At 69.7% G+C, this 20,271-nt stretch carries 20 protein-coding genes; 13 read left to right on the forward strand and 7 right to left on the reverse strand.

What is annotated here, in order from left to right; genetic code table 11:
* Positions 1 to 37: 37 nt before the first annotated feature.
* Complete coding sequence (locus T333_RS15345; protein WP_355004225.1) at positions 38 to 1,426, reverse strand: class II 3-deoxy-7-phosphoheptulonate synthase; 1,389 nt, start codon at positions 1,424 to 1,426, stop codon at positions 38 to 40.
* Positions 1,427 to 1,608: 182 nt separating this feature from the next.
* On the opposite strand from T333_RS15345, the gene T333_RS15350 reads away from it, so the two are divergent.
* Positions 1,609 to 2,097, forward strand: a complete 489-nt coding sequence (locus tag T333_RS15350) for a polyadenylate-specific 3'-exoribonuclease AS (RefSeq protein WP_141812579.1) — start codon at positions 1,609 to 1,611, stop codon at positions 2,095 to 2,097.
* A 105-nt stretch (positions 2,098 to 2,202) separates the two neighbouring features.
* On the opposite strand, the gene qcrB is transcribed toward T333_RS15350, so the two are convergent.
* The 4 genes from qcrB to ctaE all read right to left on the reverse strand — a co-directional run bounded on the left by qcrB (position 2,203) and on the right by ctaE (position 6,609).
* A complete protein-coding gene (gene qcrB, locus T333_RS15355; RefSeq protein ID WP_357254773.1) occupies positions 2,203 to 3,819 on the reverse strand; it encodes a cytochrome bc1 complex cytochrome b subunit in 1,617 nt (538 codons plus the stop codon).
* A gap of 73 nt (positions 3,820 to 3,892) precedes the next feature.
* Positions 3,893 to 5,083 carry a cytochrome bc1 complex Rieske iron-sulfur subunit gene (gene qcrA, locus T333_RS15360; RefSeq protein ID WP_355004223.1) on the reverse strand — a complete coding sequence of 397 codons (1,191 nt, stop codon included), beginning with the start codon at positions 5,081 to 5,083 and terminating at the stop codon, positions 3,893 to 3,895.
* Complete coding sequence (gene qcrC / locus T333_RS15365; RefSeq protein ID WP_355004222.1) at positions 5,080 to 5,943, reverse strand: cytochrome bc1 complex diheme cytochrome c subunit; 864 nt, start codon at positions 5,941 to 5,943, stop codon at positions 5,080 to 5,082. The genes qcrA and qcrC overlap by 4 nt, the downstream gene beginning before the upstream one ends.
* 54 nt (positions 5,944 to 5,997) lie before the next feature.
* Positions 5,998 to 6,609 (reverse strand): aa3-type cytochrome oxidase subunit III, encoded by a 612-nt coding sequence (gene ctaE, locus T333_RS15370; RefSeq protein WP_355004221.1) that lies wholly within the window; start codon positions 6,607 to 6,609, stop codon positions 5,998 to 6,000.
* 204 nt (positions 6,610 to 6,813) lie between these two features.
* Here ctaE and T333_RS15375 point away from each other — a divergent pair, with 204 nt between their 5' ends.
* The 3 genes from T333_RS15375 (at position 6,814) to T333_RS15385 (ending at position 8,965) form a co-directional block, all read left to right on the forward strand.
* Positions 6,814 to 7,239 carry a ribonuclease E inhibitor RraB gene (locus T333_RS15375; protein ID WP_357254770.1) on the forward strand — a complete coding sequence of 142 codons (426 nt, stop codon included), beginning with the start codon at positions 6,814 to 6,816 and terminating at the stop codon, positions 7,237 to 7,239.
* A 162-nt stretch (positions 7,240 to 7,401) separates the two neighbouring features.
* The gene (gene trpD, locus T333_RS15380; protein ID WP_496424858.1) at positions 7,402 to 8,463 is read left to right on the forward strand and encodes an anthranilate phosphoribosyltransferase; all 1,062 of its coding nucleotides are present in this window, start codon (positions 7,402 to 7,404) and stop codon (positions 8,461 to 8,463) included.
* A 223-nt stretch (positions 8,464 to 8,686) separates the two neighbouring features.
* Positions 8,687 to 8,965, forward strand: a complete 279-nt coding sequence (locus T333_RS15385; RefSeq protein WP_496424859.1) for a hypothetical protein — start codon at positions 8,687 to 8,689, stop codon at positions 8,963 to 8,965.
* 4 nt (positions 8,966 to 8,969) lie between these two features.
* On the opposite strand, the gene T333_RS15390 is transcribed toward T333_RS15385, so the two are convergent.
* Together T333_RS15390 and T333_RS15395 are read right to left on the reverse strand one after the other, a co-directional pair.
* Positions 8,970 to 9,245, reverse strand: coding sequence for an Lrp/AsnC family transcriptional regulator (locus tag T333_RS15390; RefSeq protein WP_067785820.1), 276 nt, complete (start codon positions 9,243 to 9,245; stop codon positions 8,970 to 8,972).
* 485 nt (positions 9,246 to 9,730) lie between these two features.
* Positions 9,731 to 11,509 carry a DEDD exonuclease domain-containing protein gene (locus T333_RS15395; protein WP_496424860.1) on the reverse strand — a complete coding sequence of 593 codons (1,779 nt, stop codon included), beginning with the start codon at positions 11,507 to 11,509 and terminating at the stop codon, positions 9,731 to 9,733.
* A 593-nt stretch (positions 11,510 to 12,102) separates the two neighbouring features.
* On the opposite strand from T333_RS15395, the gene T333_RS15400 reads away from it, so the two are divergent.
* The 9 genes from T333_RS15400 (at position 12,103) to T333_RS15440 (ending at position 20,195) form a co-directional block, all read left to right on the forward strand.
* A complete protein-coding gene (locus T333_RS15400) occupies positions 12,103 to 12,684 on the forward strand; it encodes a C40 family peptidase (RefSeq protein ID WP_496424861.1) in 582 nt (193 codons plus the stop codon).
* 255 nt (positions 12,685 to 12,939) lie between these two features.
* A complete protein-coding gene (locus T333_RS15405) occupies positions 12,940 to 13,965 on the forward strand; it encodes an NlpC/P60 family protein (protein WP_496424862.1) in 1,026 nt (341 codons plus the stop codon).
* A gap of 6 nt (positions 13,966 to 13,971) precedes the next feature.
* Positions 13,972 to 14,973 (forward strand): hypothetical protein, encoded by a 1,002-nt coding sequence (locus T333_RS15410; protein WP_496424863.1) that lies wholly within the window; start codon positions 13,972 to 13,974, stop codon positions 14,971 to 14,973.
* A 63-nt stretch (positions 14,974 to 15,036) separates the two neighbouring features.
* On the forward strand, positions 15,037 to 16,164 hold the full coding sequence (locus tag T333_RS15415) for a glycosyltransferase family 4 protein (protein WP_496424864.1): 1,128 nt from the start codon (positions 15,037 to 15,039) through the stop codon (positions 16,162 to 16,164).
* Positions 16,165 to 16,193: 29 nt separating this feature from the next.
* The gene (locus T333_RS15420) at positions 16,194 to 16,589 is read left to right on the forward strand and encodes a polyketide cyclase / dehydrase and lipid transport (RefSeq protein ID WP_496424865.1); all 396 of its coding nucleotides are present in this window, start codon (positions 16,194 to 16,196) and stop codon (positions 16,587 to 16,589) included.
* Positions 16,590 to 16,653: 64 nt separating this feature from the next.
* Positions 16,654 to 17,091, forward strand: a complete 438-nt coding sequence (locus tag T333_RS15425) for an SRPBCC family protein (protein ID WP_355004210.1) — start codon at positions 16,654 to 16,656, stop codon at positions 17,089 to 17,091.
* Positions 17,092 to 17,183: 92 nt separating this feature from the next.
* A complete protein-coding gene (locus T333_RS15430) occupies positions 17,184 to 18,407 on the forward strand; it encodes an ArsA family ATPase (protein WP_496424866.1) in 1,224 nt (407 codons plus the stop codon).
* Between the two features lie 13 nt (positions 18,408 to 18,420).
* Positions 18,421 to 19,185, forward strand: coding sequence for a hypothetical protein (locus T333_RS15435; RefSeq protein ID WP_496424867.1), 765 nt, complete (start codon positions 18,421 to 18,423; stop codon positions 19,183 to 19,185).
* Positions 19,182 to 20,195 (forward strand): ROK family protein, encoded by a 1,014-nt coding sequence (locus T333_RS15440; RefSeq protein ID WP_496424868.1) that lies wholly within the window; start codon positions 19,182 to 19,184, stop codon positions 20,193 to 20,195. Before T333_RS15435 ends, T333_RS15440 begins: the two co-directional genes overlap by 4 nt.
* The last annotated feature ends 76 nt before the right edge of the window (positions 20,196 to 20,271 follow it).

Below are 20,271 nucleotides of genomic sequence, written 5' to 3' on the forward strand. Positions count from 1 at the left end.
TGTATCGAATTAGACCTACCCGCGCGGTGTTTCGACCTCAGCGCAGCATTTCGGCGACCAGGAACGACAGCTCCAGCGACTGCTGGGTGTTCAGGCGCGGGTCGCAGGCGGTCTCGTAGCGGCCGGACAGGTCCAGATCGGAGATGTCCTGGGCGCCGCCGAGGCACTCGGTGACGTCCTCGCCGGTCAACTCGATGTGCAGGCCGCCGGGGTGGGTGCCGAGCGCGCGGTGCACCTCGAAGAAGCCCTGCACCTCGTCGACGATGCGGTCGAAGTGGCGGGTCTTGAAGCCGGTGGAGGCCTCGTGGGTGTTGCCGTGCATCGGGTCGCACTGCCAGATCACCTGGTGGCCGGTCGCCTGCACCTTCTCGATGATGGGCGGCAGCACGTCGCGGACCTTGGCGTTGCCCATGCGCGAGACGATGGTGAGGCGGCCCGGCTCGTTGTTCGGATCCAGCCGCTCGACGTACTCCACGGCCTGGTCCGGTGTGGTGGTCGGGCCGATCTTGAGGCCGATCGGGTTGGCGAGCAGTTCCGCCAGCGCGATGTGCGCGCCGTCGAGCTGACGGGTGCGCTCACCGATCCACAGGAAGTGCGCCGACAGGTCGTAGAGCACCGGCTCGCCCGAGACCGGGTGCTCGCTCAGACGCAGCATGGCGCGCTCGTAATCGAGAACGAGCGCCTCGTGGCTGGCGTAGATGCGGGCCGACTGCAAGCTGGGGTCGTTCACGCGGCAGGCGGTCATGAACGCGAGACCGCGGTCGATCTCCTCGGCCAGCGCCTCGTACCGCGCGCCCGCCGGGGACTGCGCGACGAAGTCGCGGTTCCAGTCGTGCACCTTGTGCAGGTCGGCCATGCCCGCGCTGGTCAGCGCGCGGACCAGGTTCATCGCCGCGCTGGCGTTGGCGTAGGCGCGCACCAGGCGGGACGGGTCGTGCTCGCGCATCTTCTCGTCGGCCACCAGCGCGTTCACCATGTCGCCCCGGTAGGACTTCAGGCCGAGCGCATCGGTGTCGGAGGAGCGCGGCTTCGCGTACTGGCCCGCGATGCGCGCCACCTTCACCACGGGAAGGCTGGCGCCGTAGGTCAGCACCACGGCCATCTGCAACAGCGTGCGGATATTGCCGCGGATGTGCGGTTCGGTGTTGTCGGCGAACGTCTCCGCGCAGTCACCGCCCTGCATCAGGAACGCCTCGCCCCGCGCGACCTCGGCGAGCTGGCCGCGCAGCTCCTCCACCTCGGCAGGCACGCAGATCGGCGGCACGCTCTCCAGCACGGTGCGCATCATCGCCGCCTGTTCGGGATCCCACGACGGCTGCTGTAGCGCGGGCCGGGCCAGCGCCTCGTCCAATCTCCGGCGCAGCTCGGCGGGCAGCGGTGGCAGTTCCGGCAGGCGATCGATGGGTACGTCGACGGTCCAGTTCACGAGTTCAGAATACGGACCGCGCGGTCGTGCAGACAGCAGAGGTAGGGGTGGATATCGATCCCCGGAGGTGTGGGCGATCCCCACCCGCGGTAGCCCCTCGCGTACGCCGCCCACATCGCCGCATAGGGTGACAACGACCGGCACATGCCACCGCCCGCCCGATCGAGGAGAGGTCGATCTCGCTGAGGTATTTCTATGATTGCGAGTTCATCGAGGACGGGGTCGTCATCGACCTGGTGTCCATCGGCGTCGTCTGCGAGGACGGCCGCGAATACTACGCGGTGTCCACCGAATTCGACCCCGAGCGCGCGGGGCCGTGGGTGCGCAAGTTCGTGCTTCCGCAGCTACCTCCGCCCGCCTCGCCGCGCTGGCGCAGCCGCGAACAGATCCGCGACGACCTCTACAAGTTCCTGATTCCGCGGCCCTCCGTGCAGCCGGAGCTGTGGGCCTGGGTCGGCGCATACGACCACGTGGCGCTGTGCCAGCTCTGGGGTTCGATGGTCGACCTGCCCACCGCCCTCCCCCGCTACACCAACGAACTGCGCCAGCACTGGGAGGCACACGGCCGCCCCGCACTGCCGCCGGTCCCGCCGGACGCGCACGACGCGCTCGCCGACGCCCGCCACAACTACGCCAAATTCGAGGCCATCGAAGCCGCGCGCAGGCGCTGAGGCCCCCAGGTGACAGGCCCCGGGTCCGGACTCGGGGCCTTCGTGTTCGAAAAAGGGGAAGGCCCCGAGTCGTAGTCGACTCGGGGCCTTCCCGCCTACCGTGGCTCAGTGGCCGTGCTTGCCGTTGGCCTTCTCCTGGGCCTTCTGGAGCACCGCCAGCTGCCGGTGTTCCTCGGCGTGGTCGAGCTCGAAGTTCCGCTCCGACTCCTCGTGCGGGTCGGGGCGCAGGAAGCTACCGGTGCCCGGCTTGCCCGCCGAACCCAGCTGGTTCATCTTCTTGGGCACCGGGGCGCCCTGGTATGCCAGCGGGATCGGGTGGCCGTGGTCGTCGACCGGGCCGAGCGGCTGGTGCACCTCGATGTACTCACCGTGCGGCAGGCGCTTGATCACGCCGGTCTCGATGCCGTGCTCGAGCACCGCCCGGTCGCTGCGCTGGAGGCCGATGCAGAACCGGTAGGTGAGGAAGTACGCCACCGGCGGGGCCACGAGCAGACCGATACGACCGATCCAGGTCGTCGCGTTCAGCGAGATGTCGAACTTCAGCGCGATGATGTCGTTGACGCAGGACAGCGTCAGCACCACGTAGAAGGCGATCGCCATGGCGCCGATCGCGGTACGGACCGGCACGTCGCGCGGACGCTGCAGCAGGTTGTGGTGCGCGTCGTCGCCGGTGAGGCGCTTCTCGATCCACGGGTAGGCGATCAGCAGCGTGAACACCAGACCCATGATCAGCGCGACCCAGAATACGGCGGGAACCGTGTAGTTGCCGATGTAGAGCTCCCACGGCGGCATCAGACGCGCCATACCGTCGGTCCACATCATGTAGAAGTCTGGCTGCGAACCCGCGGAGACCTGAGCCGGGTTGTACGGGCCGAGGTTCCAGATCGGGTTGATCTGCAGGACGCCGCCCATGATGCCCACGATGCCGAGGGTGAAGGCGAAGAACGCGCCCTGGTCCGCGGCGAACACCGGCACGATGCGGGCGCCGACCACGTTGTTCTCGGTGCGGCCGGGGCCGGGGAACTGGGTGTGCTTCTGGTACCAGACCAGCGCGACGTGCGCCGCGATCAGCGCCAGGATGATGCCCGGGAAGAGCAGCACGTGGGCGATGTAGAGGCGCGGGATGATGATGTCGCCGGGGAAGTCGCCGCCGAACATCAGCCAGTGCATCCAGGTGCCGATCACCGGAATGGAGATGGTGATGCCGGAGAACGCGGCGCGCAGGCCGGTGCCGGAGAGCAGGTCGTCGGGCAGCGAGTAGCCGAAGAAGCCTTCGAACATCGCCAGGATCAGCAGCAGCGAGCCGATCACCCAGTTCGCCTCACGCGGCTTGCGGAACGCGCCGGTGAAGAAGATACGGAACAGGTGCACGATGATCGAGGCCGCGAACAGCAGCGCCGCCCAGTGATGGACTTGGCGCACGAACAGACCGCCGCGCACCTCGAAGGAGATGTTCAGCGCGGTCTCGTAGGCCCGTGACATGCCGACGCCGCGTAGCGGCTGGTAGGCGCCGTCGTAGGTGACGTGCGCCATCGACGGGTCGAAGTACAGCGTGAGATAGACGCCCGACAGCAGCAGGATGATGAAGCTGTAGAGCGCGATCTCACCCAGCAGGAACGACCAGTGGGTCGGGAAGACCTTGTTGATCGACCGCTTCACGAACGCCGCGGCGCGATACCGCTCGTCCATCTCGTTGGCTTGGGCTGCGACTGAAGGGCTCATGCCTGCACCTCGCTGGCGCTCGGTTCCGTCATGCGCCCAGCGCGCTGAAACATGATTCGTTCACTCCGTTCGCTCATGAACGACGCTCCCAGTAGGCCGGTCCGAGCGGCTCGATGAAGTCGCCGTTGGCGACGAGGAAGCCCTCGGAGTTGACGGTGATCGGCAGCTGCGGCAGTGCGCGAGCGGCGGGACCGAAGATCGGCTTACCCCATTCGGTCGCCGAGAACTGCGACTGGTGGCAGGGGCAGAGGATCCGGTTGGTCTGCTGCTCGAACAGCGAGGTCGGGCAGCCGAGGTGGGTGCAGATCTTCGAGTAGGCGAAGTAGTCGCCGAAGTTGAAGCTCTCCTGGCCCTTGCGCTTGATCGCCGACTCGGCGTCCTCGGTGCGCAGACGGATCAGCATGACCGCGTTGCGGATGCCGCGCAGCGACTGCAGCATCTCGTGGGAGTCGCCGCGCCACTTCTCCTTCCACGGGAACACCGTCTCCATGCTGCCCGCGTCCAGGTCCTCCGGACGCACCAGCACGATGTCCTCCGGACGGCCGGTGTCGCGGCGCAGGTAGATGGTCTCGCCAGGGAAGTCCGGCGTCCAGCCCGAGACCCACAGCGGCGACTTGTCGCCCTTGGCCCACGGGTTCTTGATCATGCCGCCGACGAAGAGGAACAGCGAGCCGAGGCCGAGGATACCGACGCCCGCGCCCGCGGTGCGGGTGATCATCTTGCGACGACCCAGCGTGGAGGTGTCGAGCGCGTCCGACAGCTCGGCCACCAGGGTGCGCCGCTCGACCTCCGGCGACCGACCGTCGTGACGGTCCTGGATGGAGATCTCGGCCGGGATGAACTTCTTGCGGATCAGCACCACGGCGATGCCGATGACCAGCACCGAGATGCCGAAGGTCAGGCCGACCAGCGGCGTGAACAGCGAGTAGGCGTTGTGGCCTTCCTCGTTCGTTCCCTTGAACTCCCAGGGCCAGAACAGGAAGACACCGACAAGCGCGGCCGCCGCGAGACCGGAGATGGCGAACCAGAAGGTGACTTCGCGCTCGGCCCGCTTCTCGGCCCGGGTGCCCGGGATCGGGAAGCGCTCGCGCCGGTAGGCGACGTCGACGCCGTCGCGCTCGGTGCCGAGCTTGACCAGCTCGTCACGCGACATCGCGTCCAGTTCGTCTTCGGTCGGGTCGGCGGGGGTGTTCACCGGCCCCTTCTTCGACAGCTCGGTCCCCTCATCCGGGCGACTCACGTCGTCTCGCTCCTGTTCACTCATGACCGGGACCCGATCCACATAGCCGCACCGACGGTGAGCACGATGCCGACCACCCAGATCGCCAGACCCTCGGTCGCGGGGCCGAAGCCGCCGAGGCCGTAGCCACCGGGGGTCTTCTCTTCGGCGGCGTTCTTGATGTACGCGATGATGTCGCGCTTCTCTTCGGGCGTGAGCTGGCGGTCGGAGAACTTCGGCATGTTCTCCGGGCCGGTCAGCATGGCCGCGTAGATCTGCTGCTCGCTGGCGGGCTCCAGCGGCGGCGCGTACTTGCCGGAGGACAGCGCGCCGCCCTTGCCGGTGAAGTTGTGGCAGGACGCGCAGTTCATGCGGAACAGCTCGGAACCGCGGGCGATGTCGTCGCCGCGCAGCGATTCCTGGGCGATCTCGCCGTTGGCGTCGCGCACCACGGACGGGCCGCCGCCGTTCGCGGCGATGTAGGCGCCGAGCGCGTCGATCTGCTGGGCGTCGAACTTCGCGGGCTTGCGCGTGGCCTGCGCCTGGTTGGCGGCCAGCGGCATGCGCCCGGAGGACACCTGGAAGTAGACGGCGGCCTCGCCGACGCCGATCAGGCTGGGGCCGCGGTCCTGCACACCCTGCAGGTTCGCGCCGTGGCAGGTGATGCAGGACGTGTCGTAGAGCTGCTTGCCCTCGCGGATCAGCGCGGACTGGTCCTGGTGGGCCGTCGCCACCTGGGGCTCGGGCGTGAGAGCCGTCGCGAGGAAGCCGGCTCCGACCAGACCCACCAGGAGCGCGAGACCGCCCGCGATGCGCCTGCGAAGGCGACGCTGCTTGCGGGTCTTGCTGGCCTCGCCGTTCCCGGGGCTGGCGGGCTCAGGCGCTGACGGGGGAGATGAACTCATCTGTGTCCCTTTGGAGTAGACGGAACCGACTTGTGCAAAAGATTCGGGGCTGGCTCAGCGGACGAAGTAGATCGTGGCGAACAGCCCGATCCACACGATGTCGACGAAGTGCCAGTAGTACGAGACGACGATCGCGGCGGTGGCCTGCGCGGGCGTGAACTTGCTGAGCTTGGTGCGGATCAGCAGGAACACGAAGGCGATCAGACCACCGATGACGTGCAGACCGTGGAAGCCGGTGGTGATGTAGAACACCGAGCCGTAGGCGCTGCTCGAGATCGAGGTGCCCTCGTGGACCAGGTGGTAGTACTCGTAGGCCTGGCCGCCGACGAAGAACGCGCCCATCAGGAAGGTGAGGACGTACCAGCGGCGCAGGCCGAACACGTCGCCCTTCTCCGCGGCGAACACACCCATCTGGCAGGTGAACGACGACGCGACCAGCACGGCCGTGACCGGCACGGCGAGCTTCAGGTTCAGCTCGGTCGGTTCCGGCGGCCAGTTGCCGTGGGCCTGGGCGCGCGCGACGAAGTACATGGCGAAGAGGCCGGCGAAGAACATCAGCTCGCTCGACAGCCAGATGATGGTACCGACGCTGACCATGTTGGGCCGGTTCAGCGAGTGCACACGCTGGGTAATGGCCGATCCTGGGGTCCCTACTGCGGTCGTCACGGGGGTAAGTATGACTCGTCGTAGTACGACAGCAGTAGGCGGGTACGAAACTTGGCCGTCCGTGTCGGAAAACGCACGGACGGACCGGGACTGGCATGTCCGAGTCCGATCCACGGGAAGCCGCCGCACCGAACGCGCCGACCTGCGCGGACGCGGTCATGATGACAGGCGAGAGTAAGTAGAAGCTGAGACGAGGAGGCGGATGTGGCACCGCGTATCTGGCGGCGGTTGTTCGGGCGCGACGCACCGGCGCCGCTGGACCCGGCCCGTGCGGACCTGGTGGTGGTCGCGGCCAGTTTCGACGACGCCGAGGCCTGCTCGGCCGCGCTGGCCAGGGCCGAAGGGCTGACCGAGGACGCGCCCGCGGTGCTGCGGCATCACCTGCGGATTCCGGCGGAGCAGGTCGAGCGGGTGTGCGAGATCGCGGCGCAGGAGGGGTACGCGCCCGCCCCGCGACCCGATGCGACGGGCGATGCACTGGAGATGTTGATCCTGCAGCGGGTGCAGCTCGTCGACGCGCTGCATTGTTCGCAGGAGCGGTCGAGGATGGCCGGGCTGGCGCAGCGCCACGACGGTTTCGCCGACGGGTGGGACGTGCTGCAACCGGGTGGGGCGGCCACTCCGCGCTGAAAACGCCTTTCCGGCCGGGCGCGCCCCCGCTTACGCTGCGGCGGTGCCGAGTAGTCGGCAACCTCGGTCCGGCCGCGCGCTCGTCAGCGTCCCTTGCTATCGACGGACTCGGTCCGGCTGCGCCATTAGGCTGCTTGCTACAGAAGTGACGGGAGAAATGGAATGAGCGTGCGCAGCTGGCCCCAGGTGCTCGGAACCCTCGCCGATGGCGGCGACCTGGCCGCGGACGAGACGGCGTGGGCCATGAACGAGATCATGTCCGATCACGCGACTTCGGCGCAGATCGCCGCGTTCGGTGTCGCGATGAAGATCAAGGGACCGACTCCCGAGGAGCTGGGTGGACTGGCCGCCGGCATGCTCTCGCACGCCCGTCTCGTGCACATCGACGGCGACGCGGTCGACATCGTCGGCACCGGCGGCGACCGCTCCGGCTCGGTGAACATCTCCACCATGTCCTCGGTCGTGGTCGCCTCGGCCGGGGTGCCGGTGGTCAAGCACGGCAATCGCGCCGCCTCGTCCAAGAGCGGCGGAGCCGACGTGCTCGAGGCGCTCGGCGTGCGGCTCACCCTCGGTCCGGACGCGGTGGCGCAGTGCGTCCGCGAGGTCGGGATCGGCTTCTGCTTCGCGCCGCTGTTCCATCCCGCGCTGCGCTTCGCGGGCCCGGCGCGCAAGGAGATCGGGATTCCCACTGTCTTCAACGTGCTCGGTCCGCTGACCAACCCGGCTCAGCCGCGCGCGGGCCTGGTGGGTTGCGCCTTCCCCGATCTGCTTCCGGTGGTCGCGGGCGTGTTCGCCGAGCGCGGGGCGAGCGCCCTCGTGGTGCGCGGCAACGACGGGCTCGACGAGATCACCACCTCCGACACCACCGACGCCTGGGTGGTGTCGGGCGGCCGGAAGCGACAGACCACCATCGACCCGACCCGCCTCGGCATCCCACGCGTCGAACTGGACGCGCTGCGCGGCGGTGACGCCGAGACCAACGCCGGTGTGGCGCGGTCGGTGTTCGCGGGCGCGCCGGGCCCCGTGCGCGACGCGGTACTGGTGAACTCCGCGGCGGCCATCGTCGCCTACGACCTCTCGCGCGGGGAGGGCGATCCCGAGGCCGACGTACACGGCGCGCTTGCCGCCGGTATCGAGCGCGCGGCCGCCGCGATCGACGGTGGTCAGGCGGCCGCGCTACTGGACAGCTGGATCAAACTCTCGAACACGCTCGGCGATCGGTGAACTTCAGGCAAACGCTCGATCCGATTGTCGCCGAACCTCTTCCACGCACGTAACAGACGGCTAGACTGACCCGGCGCGGGATGGATCGACCGCAGCGATGCGCCCGCGGCAACGAGTCTGCATATCACGATCCCGGCGGTTATCCGACCGCCGGGCACCTCTCCGGCACGGCATCCCGACGCGAATCGGTGTGCCGTCCGGTCCGACACGTGAGGAGCCGACTATGAAGCGCGCACTACTCGGAATCATGGCTGCCGGCCTGCTGCTGGCCGCGCCGACAGCCAACGCCCAAGAAGGCGACGTGATCGTGAACGGGAAGGCGATCCAGGCCCCGGTGGGCTGTGTTCAGGTCGCCGACCAACCGGATGAGCTCTCCGTGGAGAACAACACGGACAAGGTCATCAGCGTGTATACCGACGACCAGTGCACGGGCGACGCGGCCGCGATGGTCGACCCGGGTGAGACCCGCTCGGTCACCGGCTGGTCCATCAGCGCGTCCTGACCGGTCATTCTCCCAGCGAGAAACCGGCCTCCACGTCGGCGCGGGAGTACGACTTGAACGCGATGTGGGTGGTTGTGCGCAGCACGCCGGGCGTCTTGTCGATCCGGTGCGTCACCACCTCGGCGACCTGCTCGTGATCGCGCACCCGCACGATCGCGATCAGGTCCACATCGCCCGCGCAGGAGTACACCTCGGTGACGCCTTCGGTGTCGGCGACCGCCTGCGCGGTCTCCGGGATACGGCCGTTGTCGGCGTGGATCAGCACGATCGCGTTAATCATGCTGCCAGCGTAATCGGCGCTGTCGGCCGAAGTCCGTCCTCGGACCGTGCACGGCCGGAGCGAATGCGGAGGTACGCCTGACGGGCGCAACCGGACGCAGCCGCCCACCGACCGTGCACGGCCAGAGCAAATGCGCAGAACGCCCGACGGACACAACCGGACGCAGCCGCCCACCGACCGCGCACGGCCACAGCGAATACGCAGGGATGCCCGACGGGCGCCCCACCCAGCCCGCGCCGACCTCGCTCGAAAAGGCGGTCACCGAAGGTGGCGCGACGCGGAGCGACCTCGCCGATGCCAGGGCGCTGATCTGGGCGGGCGGCCCCGGCGAGTTTCCCGAGGAGCTGCCCGGCACCCGCCGAGTGGGTGTAGCTGCTCGCGGCGGGCGTCGAGGACTGGTTCACCGAGGTCTGATCGCCCGTCATCCGAGTCGAATGCAGGCCGCCCCAGACCGCGCATGGCTCGAAGCGAATGCGCATCTACGCCTAACGCTCGGCGTAGTCCGCCTCGGCGGATCGCGTCCTGGCCGCAGTGTCGGCCACCTCGGCCCAGCCCAGCCATCGGCCCGCGCCGTAGCGCGGCTCGTGATACCCGTCCGTGGTCCGCACGATGCGCACGCCGGGCCGCGCCAGCCAGCGCGTGACGAGGCCCGCCTCCTCGGGCGAAGCGCCGCGCAGCGGGGGCGCGTCGTCCGGATCCGCGCCTCCCGCGCCGCCCGCACCGTCCGGGACGACCGTCTCCGCAGCCGCGACGATCTGCTCCACGATCGCCATCGGTGGCGTGCCGCGCCGCGCCACCCCCGATCCCGCGAGGCGGCCGTAGCGGATGACGGCGAACTCCCAGCCGCCCGCGCCGTCCGGGTGGGCGGCGATCAACTCGGTGATCCGGGCGACCGCCGCGAGCCGCTGGGTGCGCCGCAGCGCCCTGATCACCGCGACGGTGCGATCGCGCAGGCGCGCGGCGGCCTCGAAATGTTCGGCGGCGGAGTGCGTTTCGATGCGGTCGAGCATCACCCGCACAGTGGCGTCGGAATCGCCGCGGAACAGCGCGCGCACCGCGGCGGGAGCGGGTGCGTATTCCTTTGTATCTATAGGGATTCCGGAAGGGGTCGCCGCAGGGCAGCCGCCGACCACCGCGGGCGGGCAGTCGTGGCGGCCGTCGCGGGGCAGTCGGGTAGTGCAGGTGCGCAGTCCGGCGTGCTCGGCGACGGTGGCCGCGACGTCGGCGGCATCCAGCCGAGAAGTGAAGGGGCCCAGCGCGTCCCGCGTCGGCGTACGGACGATCGCGAACCGCGGGAACGGCTCGTCGGTCAACGCGATCCACCATCCCCGCTTGGGGAACTTCGAGCGCCGGTTGTAGGGCGGGGCATGCGCGACGAGCAGCCGCAGCTCGCGCACCCCGGCCTCCAGCGCGTGCGCGCACACCACGTGGTCGACGCGAGTCGCCAGCGCGACCATCTCCTTCATCCGGCCCCTCGTCTCCGAGCCGGTGAAGTAATTGCGCACGCGGCGACGCAGATTCACCGCGGTGCCTATATAGAGGACCTCGTCGGTGGGACCGCGGAAGAGGTAGACCCCAGGCTCGGCGGGCAGGTCGGTGGCGAACACCCGCTTGGCGCGCTGCCCGGAACTCACGTCCGGCAGATAGTCCATCAGCTCGGTGAGGCTGTGCACGCCTTGGTTTCCCACCCGGGCGATCAGCGCGTGCAGCACGTCGACGGTGGCGCGCGCGTCGTCCAGTGCGCGGTGCGTCGGCTGCGTGCTCGCGCCGAGCAACCGGGCCAGCGACGCGAGCCGGACCGAGGGCGCCTCGTCCCTGCCGAGCACCCGCCGCGCCAGCTTCACCGTGCACAGCACCGGAGCCTTGGGCCACTCGGTCTCGCAGCGCGCCGCGGCCGCGCGCAGGAAGGCCATGTCGAATCGGGCGTTGTGCGCGACCAGCACCGCGCCGGCCGCGAACTCGAGGAATCCCGGCAGCACCGACTCGATGCGCGGCGCGGCATAGACCATGGCCGTGGTGATCCCGGTGACGTGCACGACCGCGGGCGGAATCTCCCTGCCGGGATTCACCAGCGTCGCGAACTCGCCGAGCACCTCGCCGCCGCGCACCTTGACCGCGCCGATCTCGGTGATGGCGTCGCCGTCCGCGCGGGTTCCCGTGGTCTCCAGGTCGACGACCACGAAGGTGGTGTCGTAGAGCGGCGTATCGAGTTCGTCGAAGGCCAGCTGCTTGGCGGCGGCCTGGCGCGGCACGGGGTCGGGCACGGCGAGCAGCGTAGGGCCCCGGTACGACAACTTCCGGGCGCGCGAAACCATGCACCATTCGTCCGATTTGTCGCGCGAGGTTCTCATTGCGATACCCCCGAAATGATCTAGATCACCGAAAAGCGATCCAGATCACATTTCCGCCGCGAATGAATCAGCGGCCGGGCGTGTCCGGTACAGCAGACCAGTCGTCCTGGACATGCTGCGGCACCGCTGGGCCACTCTGGCCAACCGCCCGGATGAAGGACGCGTCAAGCACCAGCGTGAGCGCTCTCACCTGCGAAAACAGCGGTCATGCACGCCGTGCATGGACAGGGCGACCACCTGGGACAGCTGAGGGTAGCGACGGGGACGCCCGCCGATAACCGGCCCTCGTTATCGTTTCGTGATTGGTGTGAGATACCTCGCAGATATGCCTGGCGGAAATTGTTGATCATCGCCATTTCGGATGCCCTGGGCTTTACAAAACACCGTGATGTGTTCGTAACCTTTTCGAGACCTCACGGAGTCCGCCGCACCGAACGGAGCGGCAGCACGCAGTCCGCTGCACCACCGGGTGTGGCGTCGTGGGGCAGATTGGAAGTAACCGCATCATGGCGACCAACACCGTCAAGCGACAGGCGCAGCGTGCCGTTGCCGCCGGAGCCGTCGGCGCTGCCACCATCGGCGCGTTCCTCCTTCCGGCCGCCCCCGCGTCGGCTCAGCCGGTGACCATCCCCGGGGTGGGCACGTTCGATGTTCCGAACGAGATCCCGATCCCGGCCGAGATCCCGGGCTTGCAGCTGGGCACCCCGCCCGGCGGCGCTCCCCTGCCGTTCGTCGCGCCGCAGAAGACCCTCGGCGAGGTCGCGCTCGACGCGGCCATGTCCAAGCTCGGCGCCCCGTACGTGTACGGCGCCGCGGGCCCCAACGCCTTCGACTGCTCCGGCCTGGTGCAGTGGTCCTACCGCCAGGCGGGCATGGAGCTGCCGCGCACCAGCGGCGCCCAGCTGGCCTCCGGCACCCCGGTCTCGCTGAACGACCTGCAGCCGGGCGACCTGGTGTCGTTCTACGGCGGCGGCCACTCAGGTCTGTACGCGGGCGACGGCAACATCATCCACGCCTCCACCTCCGGCACCCCGGTGATGATCGCCTCGATGGACTCCATGCCGGTCGCGGGCGCGCGCCGCTTCTGATTCCGGTCGAGCCGGGCCGCCCAGCGGCCCGGCTCGATCTCCCCGCGGCCGTGATCGGTTCGTTCCCCACTGGACACCGACCGCTGCCGTTTCGTAACCTAAATGAGACATGCCCGGCTTGCGGAGCCGCCGAACCCGTTTCCGCGAACCGCGGTATGGACGACAGCGTCGCTTTCGATTTCACGATTCGGCATTACGAGAGAACGGGGCACGCCAGTGACTGCTGGTCACCGGAGACCGCGCACCAATCGTCTGGTGAGTGGAGTACTGGCGGCGGGAGTACTGGCCACGGCCCTCTACGCGAGCGGTCCCGCGGTCGCCGACCCCGTGGCACTGCCGAGCACCGCGAGCGAGGCGGTGCAGCGCATGATCGATCTCTCGCGTCAGTCCGAGCAACTCAATCAGCAGGCGCTCAGCGCGCAGGACGAGCTCGACGCCAAACTCGCGGTGCAAGAGGAAGCCGACGCGAAGCTGGCCGCGACCACCCAGGTCGCCGACGCCGCCCGCGCCGAGGTCCGCAAGTTCCAGCCGGTCATCGACCGCACCGCGATCGCCACTTACACAGGCGCGCGCACCAACCGCATGTACGCCGTGCTGGTCAGCGATTCCCCGCAGCAGCTGCTCGACCAGATGTCCACGCTGGACGTGCTCAGCGCGCAGACCGCCGATCAGCTCAAAGAATTCAAGAAGGCGACCGACGCGGCCGAGACCGCCGAGTCCGCCGCGCGCGCCGCCGCCGACGCGGCCCGCGGCGCCGCCGAGAAGGCCGAGCAGGTGCGCGCCGATCTGGAACGCAAGCGCAGCGAGCTGGGCGGCGCGATCGCCCAGGTGATCGAGGCGTGGAGCTCGCTGTCCGTCAAGGACAGGTCCGCGCTGGCCGGATCGCCGTTCCCGCCCGGCTTCGATCGGGACACGTTGCTGCAGGGACTGGTTCCCGGCAGCGGAACCAGCGCGCTGGCCGCCGGGCTCACCCGCGTCGGCGACCCGTACGTCTGGGGCGCGACCGGACCGGACCAGTTCGACTGCTCGGGCCTGGTGCAGTGGGCGTTCAAACAGGTCGGCAAGAACGTGCCGCGCACCAGTTCCGCGCAGGCGTCCTACGGCACGCCCGTGTCGAAGGAGAACATGCAGCCCGGCGACGTGGTGTTCTTCTACTCCGACATCTCGCATGTCGGCATCTACGCGGGCAACGGACTCATGTTGCACGCCTCCACTTTCGGCGTGCCGGTGGCCGTAGCGCCCATGGGGACGACACCGTTCCACTCCGCTAGGCGATACTGATCCGCTATGGAGGGTTGGCGACGGGCACGCGGCTGGTGCATGGCCAAGGGGCGGTGTCAGTTCGTTCTCACCGTCGCGATGATCACCTTGTTGACGGGCACCTGCTGCGCACTGGCTATGGCGCCCAAGTGGGCGATGCCGAAAATCCGCGCCGCCCAGCACGTCTCCACCGAGAGCCTCGGGCAAGCGCCCGCCGACGACCCGCGCCTGGCCGCGGTGCGCCGCACCCTGGAACCGTTCGGGCCGATCGAAACGCTGCGCGTCCCCGGCGGTGACGGCGCGGAATCGCTGGTGGTCGGCCACCCCGGTCACCGCGCCGAGCTCGAGATTCTCGCGCGCGAGCTGCCCGACGCCACGGCCGCGATCACCGAACTGTGGGGACCGGACTGGGCGCAGTCGGCGCTCGTCCTGGTCGCCGCCAATCCGTCGGAGTTCGCCGCGCTGGTGCGGTCGGGCGCCGACATGCCCGAAGAGGTCGCCGCGGCCTCGGTGGCTGACCCGTTCGTGCGCGGGAGCCAACCGACCGGTCAGCGAGTGGTTTTCAGCCCCGACGCGGGTCGGCGTCTGTCCCCCGCCGGATTGCGCACGCTGCTGCGCCACGAACTGACGCATATCGCGGCCCGCGCCGTGACCGCCGACGGCGCTCCGCAGTGGATGCTGGAGGGCTTCGCCGAGTACGCCGCCCACCGCGGCCAGGGCCACACCTTCGCCGACATCGCGCCGACGCTGGACGCCGCACTGCGCGCCGGGACGCTGCCCGCCGACCTGCCGCGGGACACCGCGTTCGCCGGTGGCACTGCCGTCGCCGCCTACGAGGAGGCCTGGACGGTCTCCGCGTTCGTCGCCGAGAAGTACGACGAACACCGCCTCGTCGAGCTCTACCGGCGCATCGCCGCGGACCGCCTGGACGCCGCGGGCGAGGATCGCGTCCTGCGCGAGGTGCTCGGCGTCGGGCGCGCCGATTTCGTCGCGGACTGGCGCGCTTGGCTCTCCGCTCAGGCCATGTGAGCAGGCCTCCGCGCAGCCCGACCGGATCGGCGGCGAGCCGATCGCACCAAGTAGGTTGTCCCCATGGCCCGAACTCTGCTGGTTACCAATGATTTCCCGCCACGGCCGGGCGGTATCCAGTCGTATCTGCAGACGCTCGCCGGCGAGCTGCCGCCCGACGATCTGGTGGTCTACGCGCCGCGCTGGCGCGGTGACTCGCACCTGAAGTTCGATGCCAAGCAGAAGTTCCAGGTGGTACGCCATCCCACCACCCTGATGCTGCCGACGCCGCTGGTCCTGCGCCGGGCCGCGCGGCTGCTGCGCGACGAGAAGTGCGACACTGTCTGGTTCGGCGCGGCGGCGCCGCTCGCCCTGCTCTCACCACGGCTGCGCCGGGCGGGCGCCGAGCGAATCCTGGCCAGCACGCACGGACACGAGGTCGGCTGGTCGATGCTGCCGGGCGCGAGACAGGCGCTGCGCGCGATCGGCGACCACACCGACGTCGTCACCTACGTCAGCAAGTACACCCGGGGCCGGTTCGCCTCGGCCTTCGGCGCCGGCGCGGCGCTGGAATACCTGCCGCCGGGCGTCGACACCGAGACGTTCCGCCCCGATCCCGCGGCCCGCACCGAACTGCGCGAGCGCTACGGGCTCGGCGATCGCCCGACCATCCTGTGCCTCTCCCGGCTCGTCCCGCGCAAAGGCCAGGACGTGCTGATCGCGGCGATGCGCGAGATCCGCGATCGCGTCGACGGCGCGGTGCTGGTCATCGCGGGCGGCGGACCCTACGAGGACAAGCTGCGTGGTCTGGCGGCCGCGCTCGAGGTGAGCGACAGTGTGGTCTTCACCGGCCGGGTCCCGTCGGCCGAACTCGCCGCGCACCACACCATCGCCGACGTCTTCGCCATGCCGTGCCGCACCCGCGGCGCCGGACTCGACGTCGAAGGTCTCGGCATCGTCTACCTGGAGGCCTCGGCCACTGGCGTCCCGGTGGTCGCGGGCCGCTCCGGCGGCGCGCCGGAAACCGTGCTGGAGGGCAAGACCGGCCGAGTGGTGGACGGACGCAAGGTCACCGAGATCGCCGACGCGCTCGTCGACATCCTCGCCGACCGCGACGCCGCCGCGGCCATGGGCGCCGCGGGACGCGCGTGGGTGGAGCAGAACTGGCGCTGGGACACCCTCGGCGCGCGCCTCCGCCACCTCCTCCGCTGAGTGAACCCCGATCAACTACGCTCAGCGGTGTGAGCAGCATTCAGGTCGCGGACCAGACGTTCGTCGCCGCCTCGGGCGCGGCGGTCGCCGAAGTGCTCGATGGTCCGAACAAATGGCGCCAGTGGTGGCCGGATCTCACCCTCGAGGTGCGGGAGGACCGCGGCGACAAGGGAATTCGCTGGTCGGTGTCCGGAGCGCTGACGGGCAGCATGGAGGTGTGGCTGGAAGCCTCGCTGGACGGGGTGATCCTGCATTACTTCCTGCACTGCGAACCGCAGGGTGCCGAACGGATGTCGCCACGCGAGTTGCTCGCCGCCAACCGGGCCCGCCGCGTCGCGGGCAAGAAGATGTCCTTCGAGATCAAGGCGCGGCTCGAGGCGGGCCGCCCGGCCGGGGTGACGCCCGCCGCGACACCCGCAGCCTGAGGACGGGCGGCACGCAGGCCGCGCCCGCGCGGCCACTCAACACCGAAAGGAACCGTTGACCACCATGGCCGACCGGACCCAGAGGTCGATCCTCATCGAGGCCCCCTCGCAGCGGGTGATGGCCGTCATCGCCGACCTGGAGTCCTACCCGGAGTGGGTCTCGGCGGCGAAGTCCGTCGAGGTGCTGGACAAGGGCGCGGACGGCCGGGCGCGCACCGCCCGCTTCGTGCTCGACGCGGGCGTCGTCAAGGACACTTACGTGCTGACCTACACCTGGCGCGCCGACGACAAGGCGGTCAGCTGGAAGCTGATCAGCGGTGATCTGCAGAAGGCGCAGGACGGGACCTACGAACTCGTCGACCAGCCCGACGGAAGCACCCAGGTGATCTACGAGCTCACCGTGGATCTCAACATCCCGATGATCGGCATGTTCAAGCGCAAGGCCGAGAAGGTCATCACCGATACCGCGCTGAAGGAACTGAAGAAACGGGTCGAAGGCTGACCGGGCAGCGGAAGCCCGGCGAGCGGACCCGGCTCGAGCTGTTCGTCGGCAAAGGCGGCGTCGGCAAGACGACCCTGGCGTGCGCCACCGCCATGTCCTACGCCCGCACCGGGCAGACCGTGCTGCTGGCCTCCCTCGATCAGGCGCATTCGCTCGGCGACGCGCTCGGTTTCCGTTTCCCGCACGATCCGGGCACGGTCACCGGAATCACCAGGGTGCTGCCGGGACTCGACGTCATCGAGGTGGATTCCCTGGCGCTGCTGGAGGATCGGTTCCGCGAGGTGACCCGCATGCTGTCGGCGGGCGGCGCGCATACCCACGACCACGGCATCGATCTGGCCGCGCTCGACCCCGCCGAGCTGACCGGCCTGCCCGGCGTGCAGGAACTGCTGATGCTGGTGGAGATCGCCCAGTTCGCCGACGACGACGAGTGGGACGTCGTCGTCGTGGACTGCCCACCCTCGGCGGACATGCTGCGCATCGTCACCGCGCCCGACACCCTGCTCGGCTACCTGGAACGCATCTGGCCCCCGCACGCGCGGGCGATGAGCACCATCAGCACCGACCTGCGCCGGGCGGTGCTCGCCGCCACCGTGGACCGGATCGTCAAGGCGGTCGGCGAGGTGCGCGACCTGCTCGCCGACCACGACCGCACCGGCGCGCGACTGGTCACTGTCGCCGAGCGGGTCGCCCTCGCCGAGTCCGGGCGGGTGCGTTCGGCGACCGCGTTGCTCGGGCTGCGGCTGGACGCGGTGATCGTCAACAAGGTGCTGCCGCCGATGCCCGAACCGACCGGCCCGGCCGAGGAGGCGCATCCCGCGGTGCACTGGTATCACAACCGCAGGGCCGAGCAGTTCGACGTGATCGAGGCGCTCGGCAAGGCCATGCGCGACATTCCGGTGCTGATCGCCCAGCACACCGGCGCGGAACCGGTGGGTCTCGGGTCGCTGCAGGCGCTGTCCTTCGGCGTCGGTTCCGCCGCGTCGGACACCGAAACTGCACCTATGCTGGGCGACAATCCGGCGGAGGTTCGCACACGTTCCGGTGAACCGGTGGTTCGATTGGAATCGGGCACGGGTCTGCATTCGGTGTACGCGATGCGGATGCACCTGCCCGTCGTCGATCCGGCGACGCTGCGACTGGGACGAGTGGAGGACGATTTGATCGTGGGAGCGGACGGTGTGCGGCGCCGGTTGCGCCTGGCGCCGGTATTGCGGCGGTGCACGGTCGACGACGCCGAACTCGACAGCGGCTACCTGGTCGTGCGGTTCCGCCCGGACCCGGACGTGTGGCCGCTGACGTCCGAGGGCCGCTGAGATGGAGCGCGAGATGCCGTCCGACGACGGCTTCAGCGAATTCGCCGCGGAACTCAAGCTGCTGGCGGAAGCGGTGCTCGAACGCGTCGAGCCGGTGCTGCGGCGCAGCGCGGCGCAGGGTCAGCCGGACTGGTCGGCGTGCAGCTGGTGCCCGGTCTGCGCGGCCGCGGCGCTGGTGCGCGGGGAACACCACGACGTGGTCGCGGCCATCGCCGATCACGGCACCGCCATCGTCACGGTGCTGCGCGAGGCGCTGGCCGGGGTGCCGGTGGATCCGCTGCTTCCGGACGACGAGGATGCGGAAAGCGGTGTGGGGCATCGTCATCCGGGAGGCGGTGATGGGACGCGGTCGGATGCGCGGCGCGGCGCCGGGGACGGTCGGTCGGGTGCGGCGCACCGTTCGGCTCACCAGCGCACTGGCGCGGCCGATCGACACGACGCCGGGTCCCCCTCGGATGGCCCGAGCACGGCTACATCGCGGGACGGTCACCGGCACGGCAATGCGTCGCGGTCGAGCGGCGCGCATGTTTCCGTCGGTGGCCGGAAGAACAAGGCGGGTGACGTCCGAGGCACGGCGTCCCGCTCCGGAAATCGACACAGCGACGAGGCCCACTCGAGCGGTCCGCGTAACGCCGCTCGCTCAGACGACGAGCGCAGCGACAGCTCCGGCGCACCGCCCGACCAGCGCACCAACACACCGCTGTCGTCCGACGCGCCTTCCTCCGCCCGAAGCAAACGGTCCGGATACGTCGGTATCCCCGTGACGATCAAGGCATGACGCACCAGGTGGCAGCCGCGCCTCCGCTGACCGTCGGTATCGACGTCGGCGGCACCAACATTCGCGCCTCGGTGGTGGACGGCGACGGCGAGGTGCTCGACACCGTGCAGTCGCCGACCCCGCACAGCGCTCGCGCACTGGAGGACGCGCTCGACCGCGCCGTGCGCGAGCTGTGCCGCCGCCACCCCATCGGCGCGGTCGGTCTGGCCGTCGCCGGTTTCATCAACGACGATCGCTCCACCGTCCGGTTCGCACCGCACCTGCCCTGGCAGGACGCGCCCGTCGCGGCGCGGCTCGGCGAGCGCCTCGAGCTGCCGGTCATCCTCGAGCACGACGCCAACGCCGCGGCGTGGGCCGAGTACCGGTTCGGCGCGGCGGCGGGCGGGCACAACGTCGTGCTCGTCGCGATCGGCACCGGCATCGGGGCGGCGCTGCTCATCGAGGGCAAGCTCTATCGCGGCTCGCACGGCGTCGCGCCGGAACTCGGTCATCTGCAGGTGGTGCCGCAGGGACGGGTCTGCCCGTGCGGCAAGCACGGTTGCTGGGAAAGGTATTGCAGCGGAACGGCGCTCGCCGACACCGCGATCGAGCTGCTTGCCACCGACCCCGGGCGCTCGACGGTGCTGGCCAGGGAGGTCTACCGAGATCCCGGTTCGCTGACGGGTCGTCGGGTGGCGGGCGCTGCCCAGGACGGCGATCCGGTCGCACTCGCCGCGATGGCCGATTTCGCGCGCTGGCTGGGGCTCGGGCTCGCGTTCGTCAGCGACATCTTCGATCCCGATCTGGTCGTCATCGCGGGCGGAGTGAGCAGTTCGGCTCCGCTGTTCCTCGACGAGGCGCGCGAGGAGTACGCCCGCGCCCTCACCGGCGCGGGCCACCGACCGCTGGCTCGCATTCGCACCACCCAGCTCGGCGAAGCGGCGGGCATGATCGGCGCCGCCGAACTGGCCCGCGCGGTGCTCGACGAGCCGGGGCGGCGGCCGTCGCGTGTCGCGCGCAGCGGGCGCTGACTTCGGTGCGCAAGGGCACACCCGTTCGAATCAATCGGCGGCGGAGGGACCTTCGAGAGCCGCTTCGACCCGATTG

It is taken from the genome of Nocardia sp. CNS-044, from assembly GCF_059570515.1.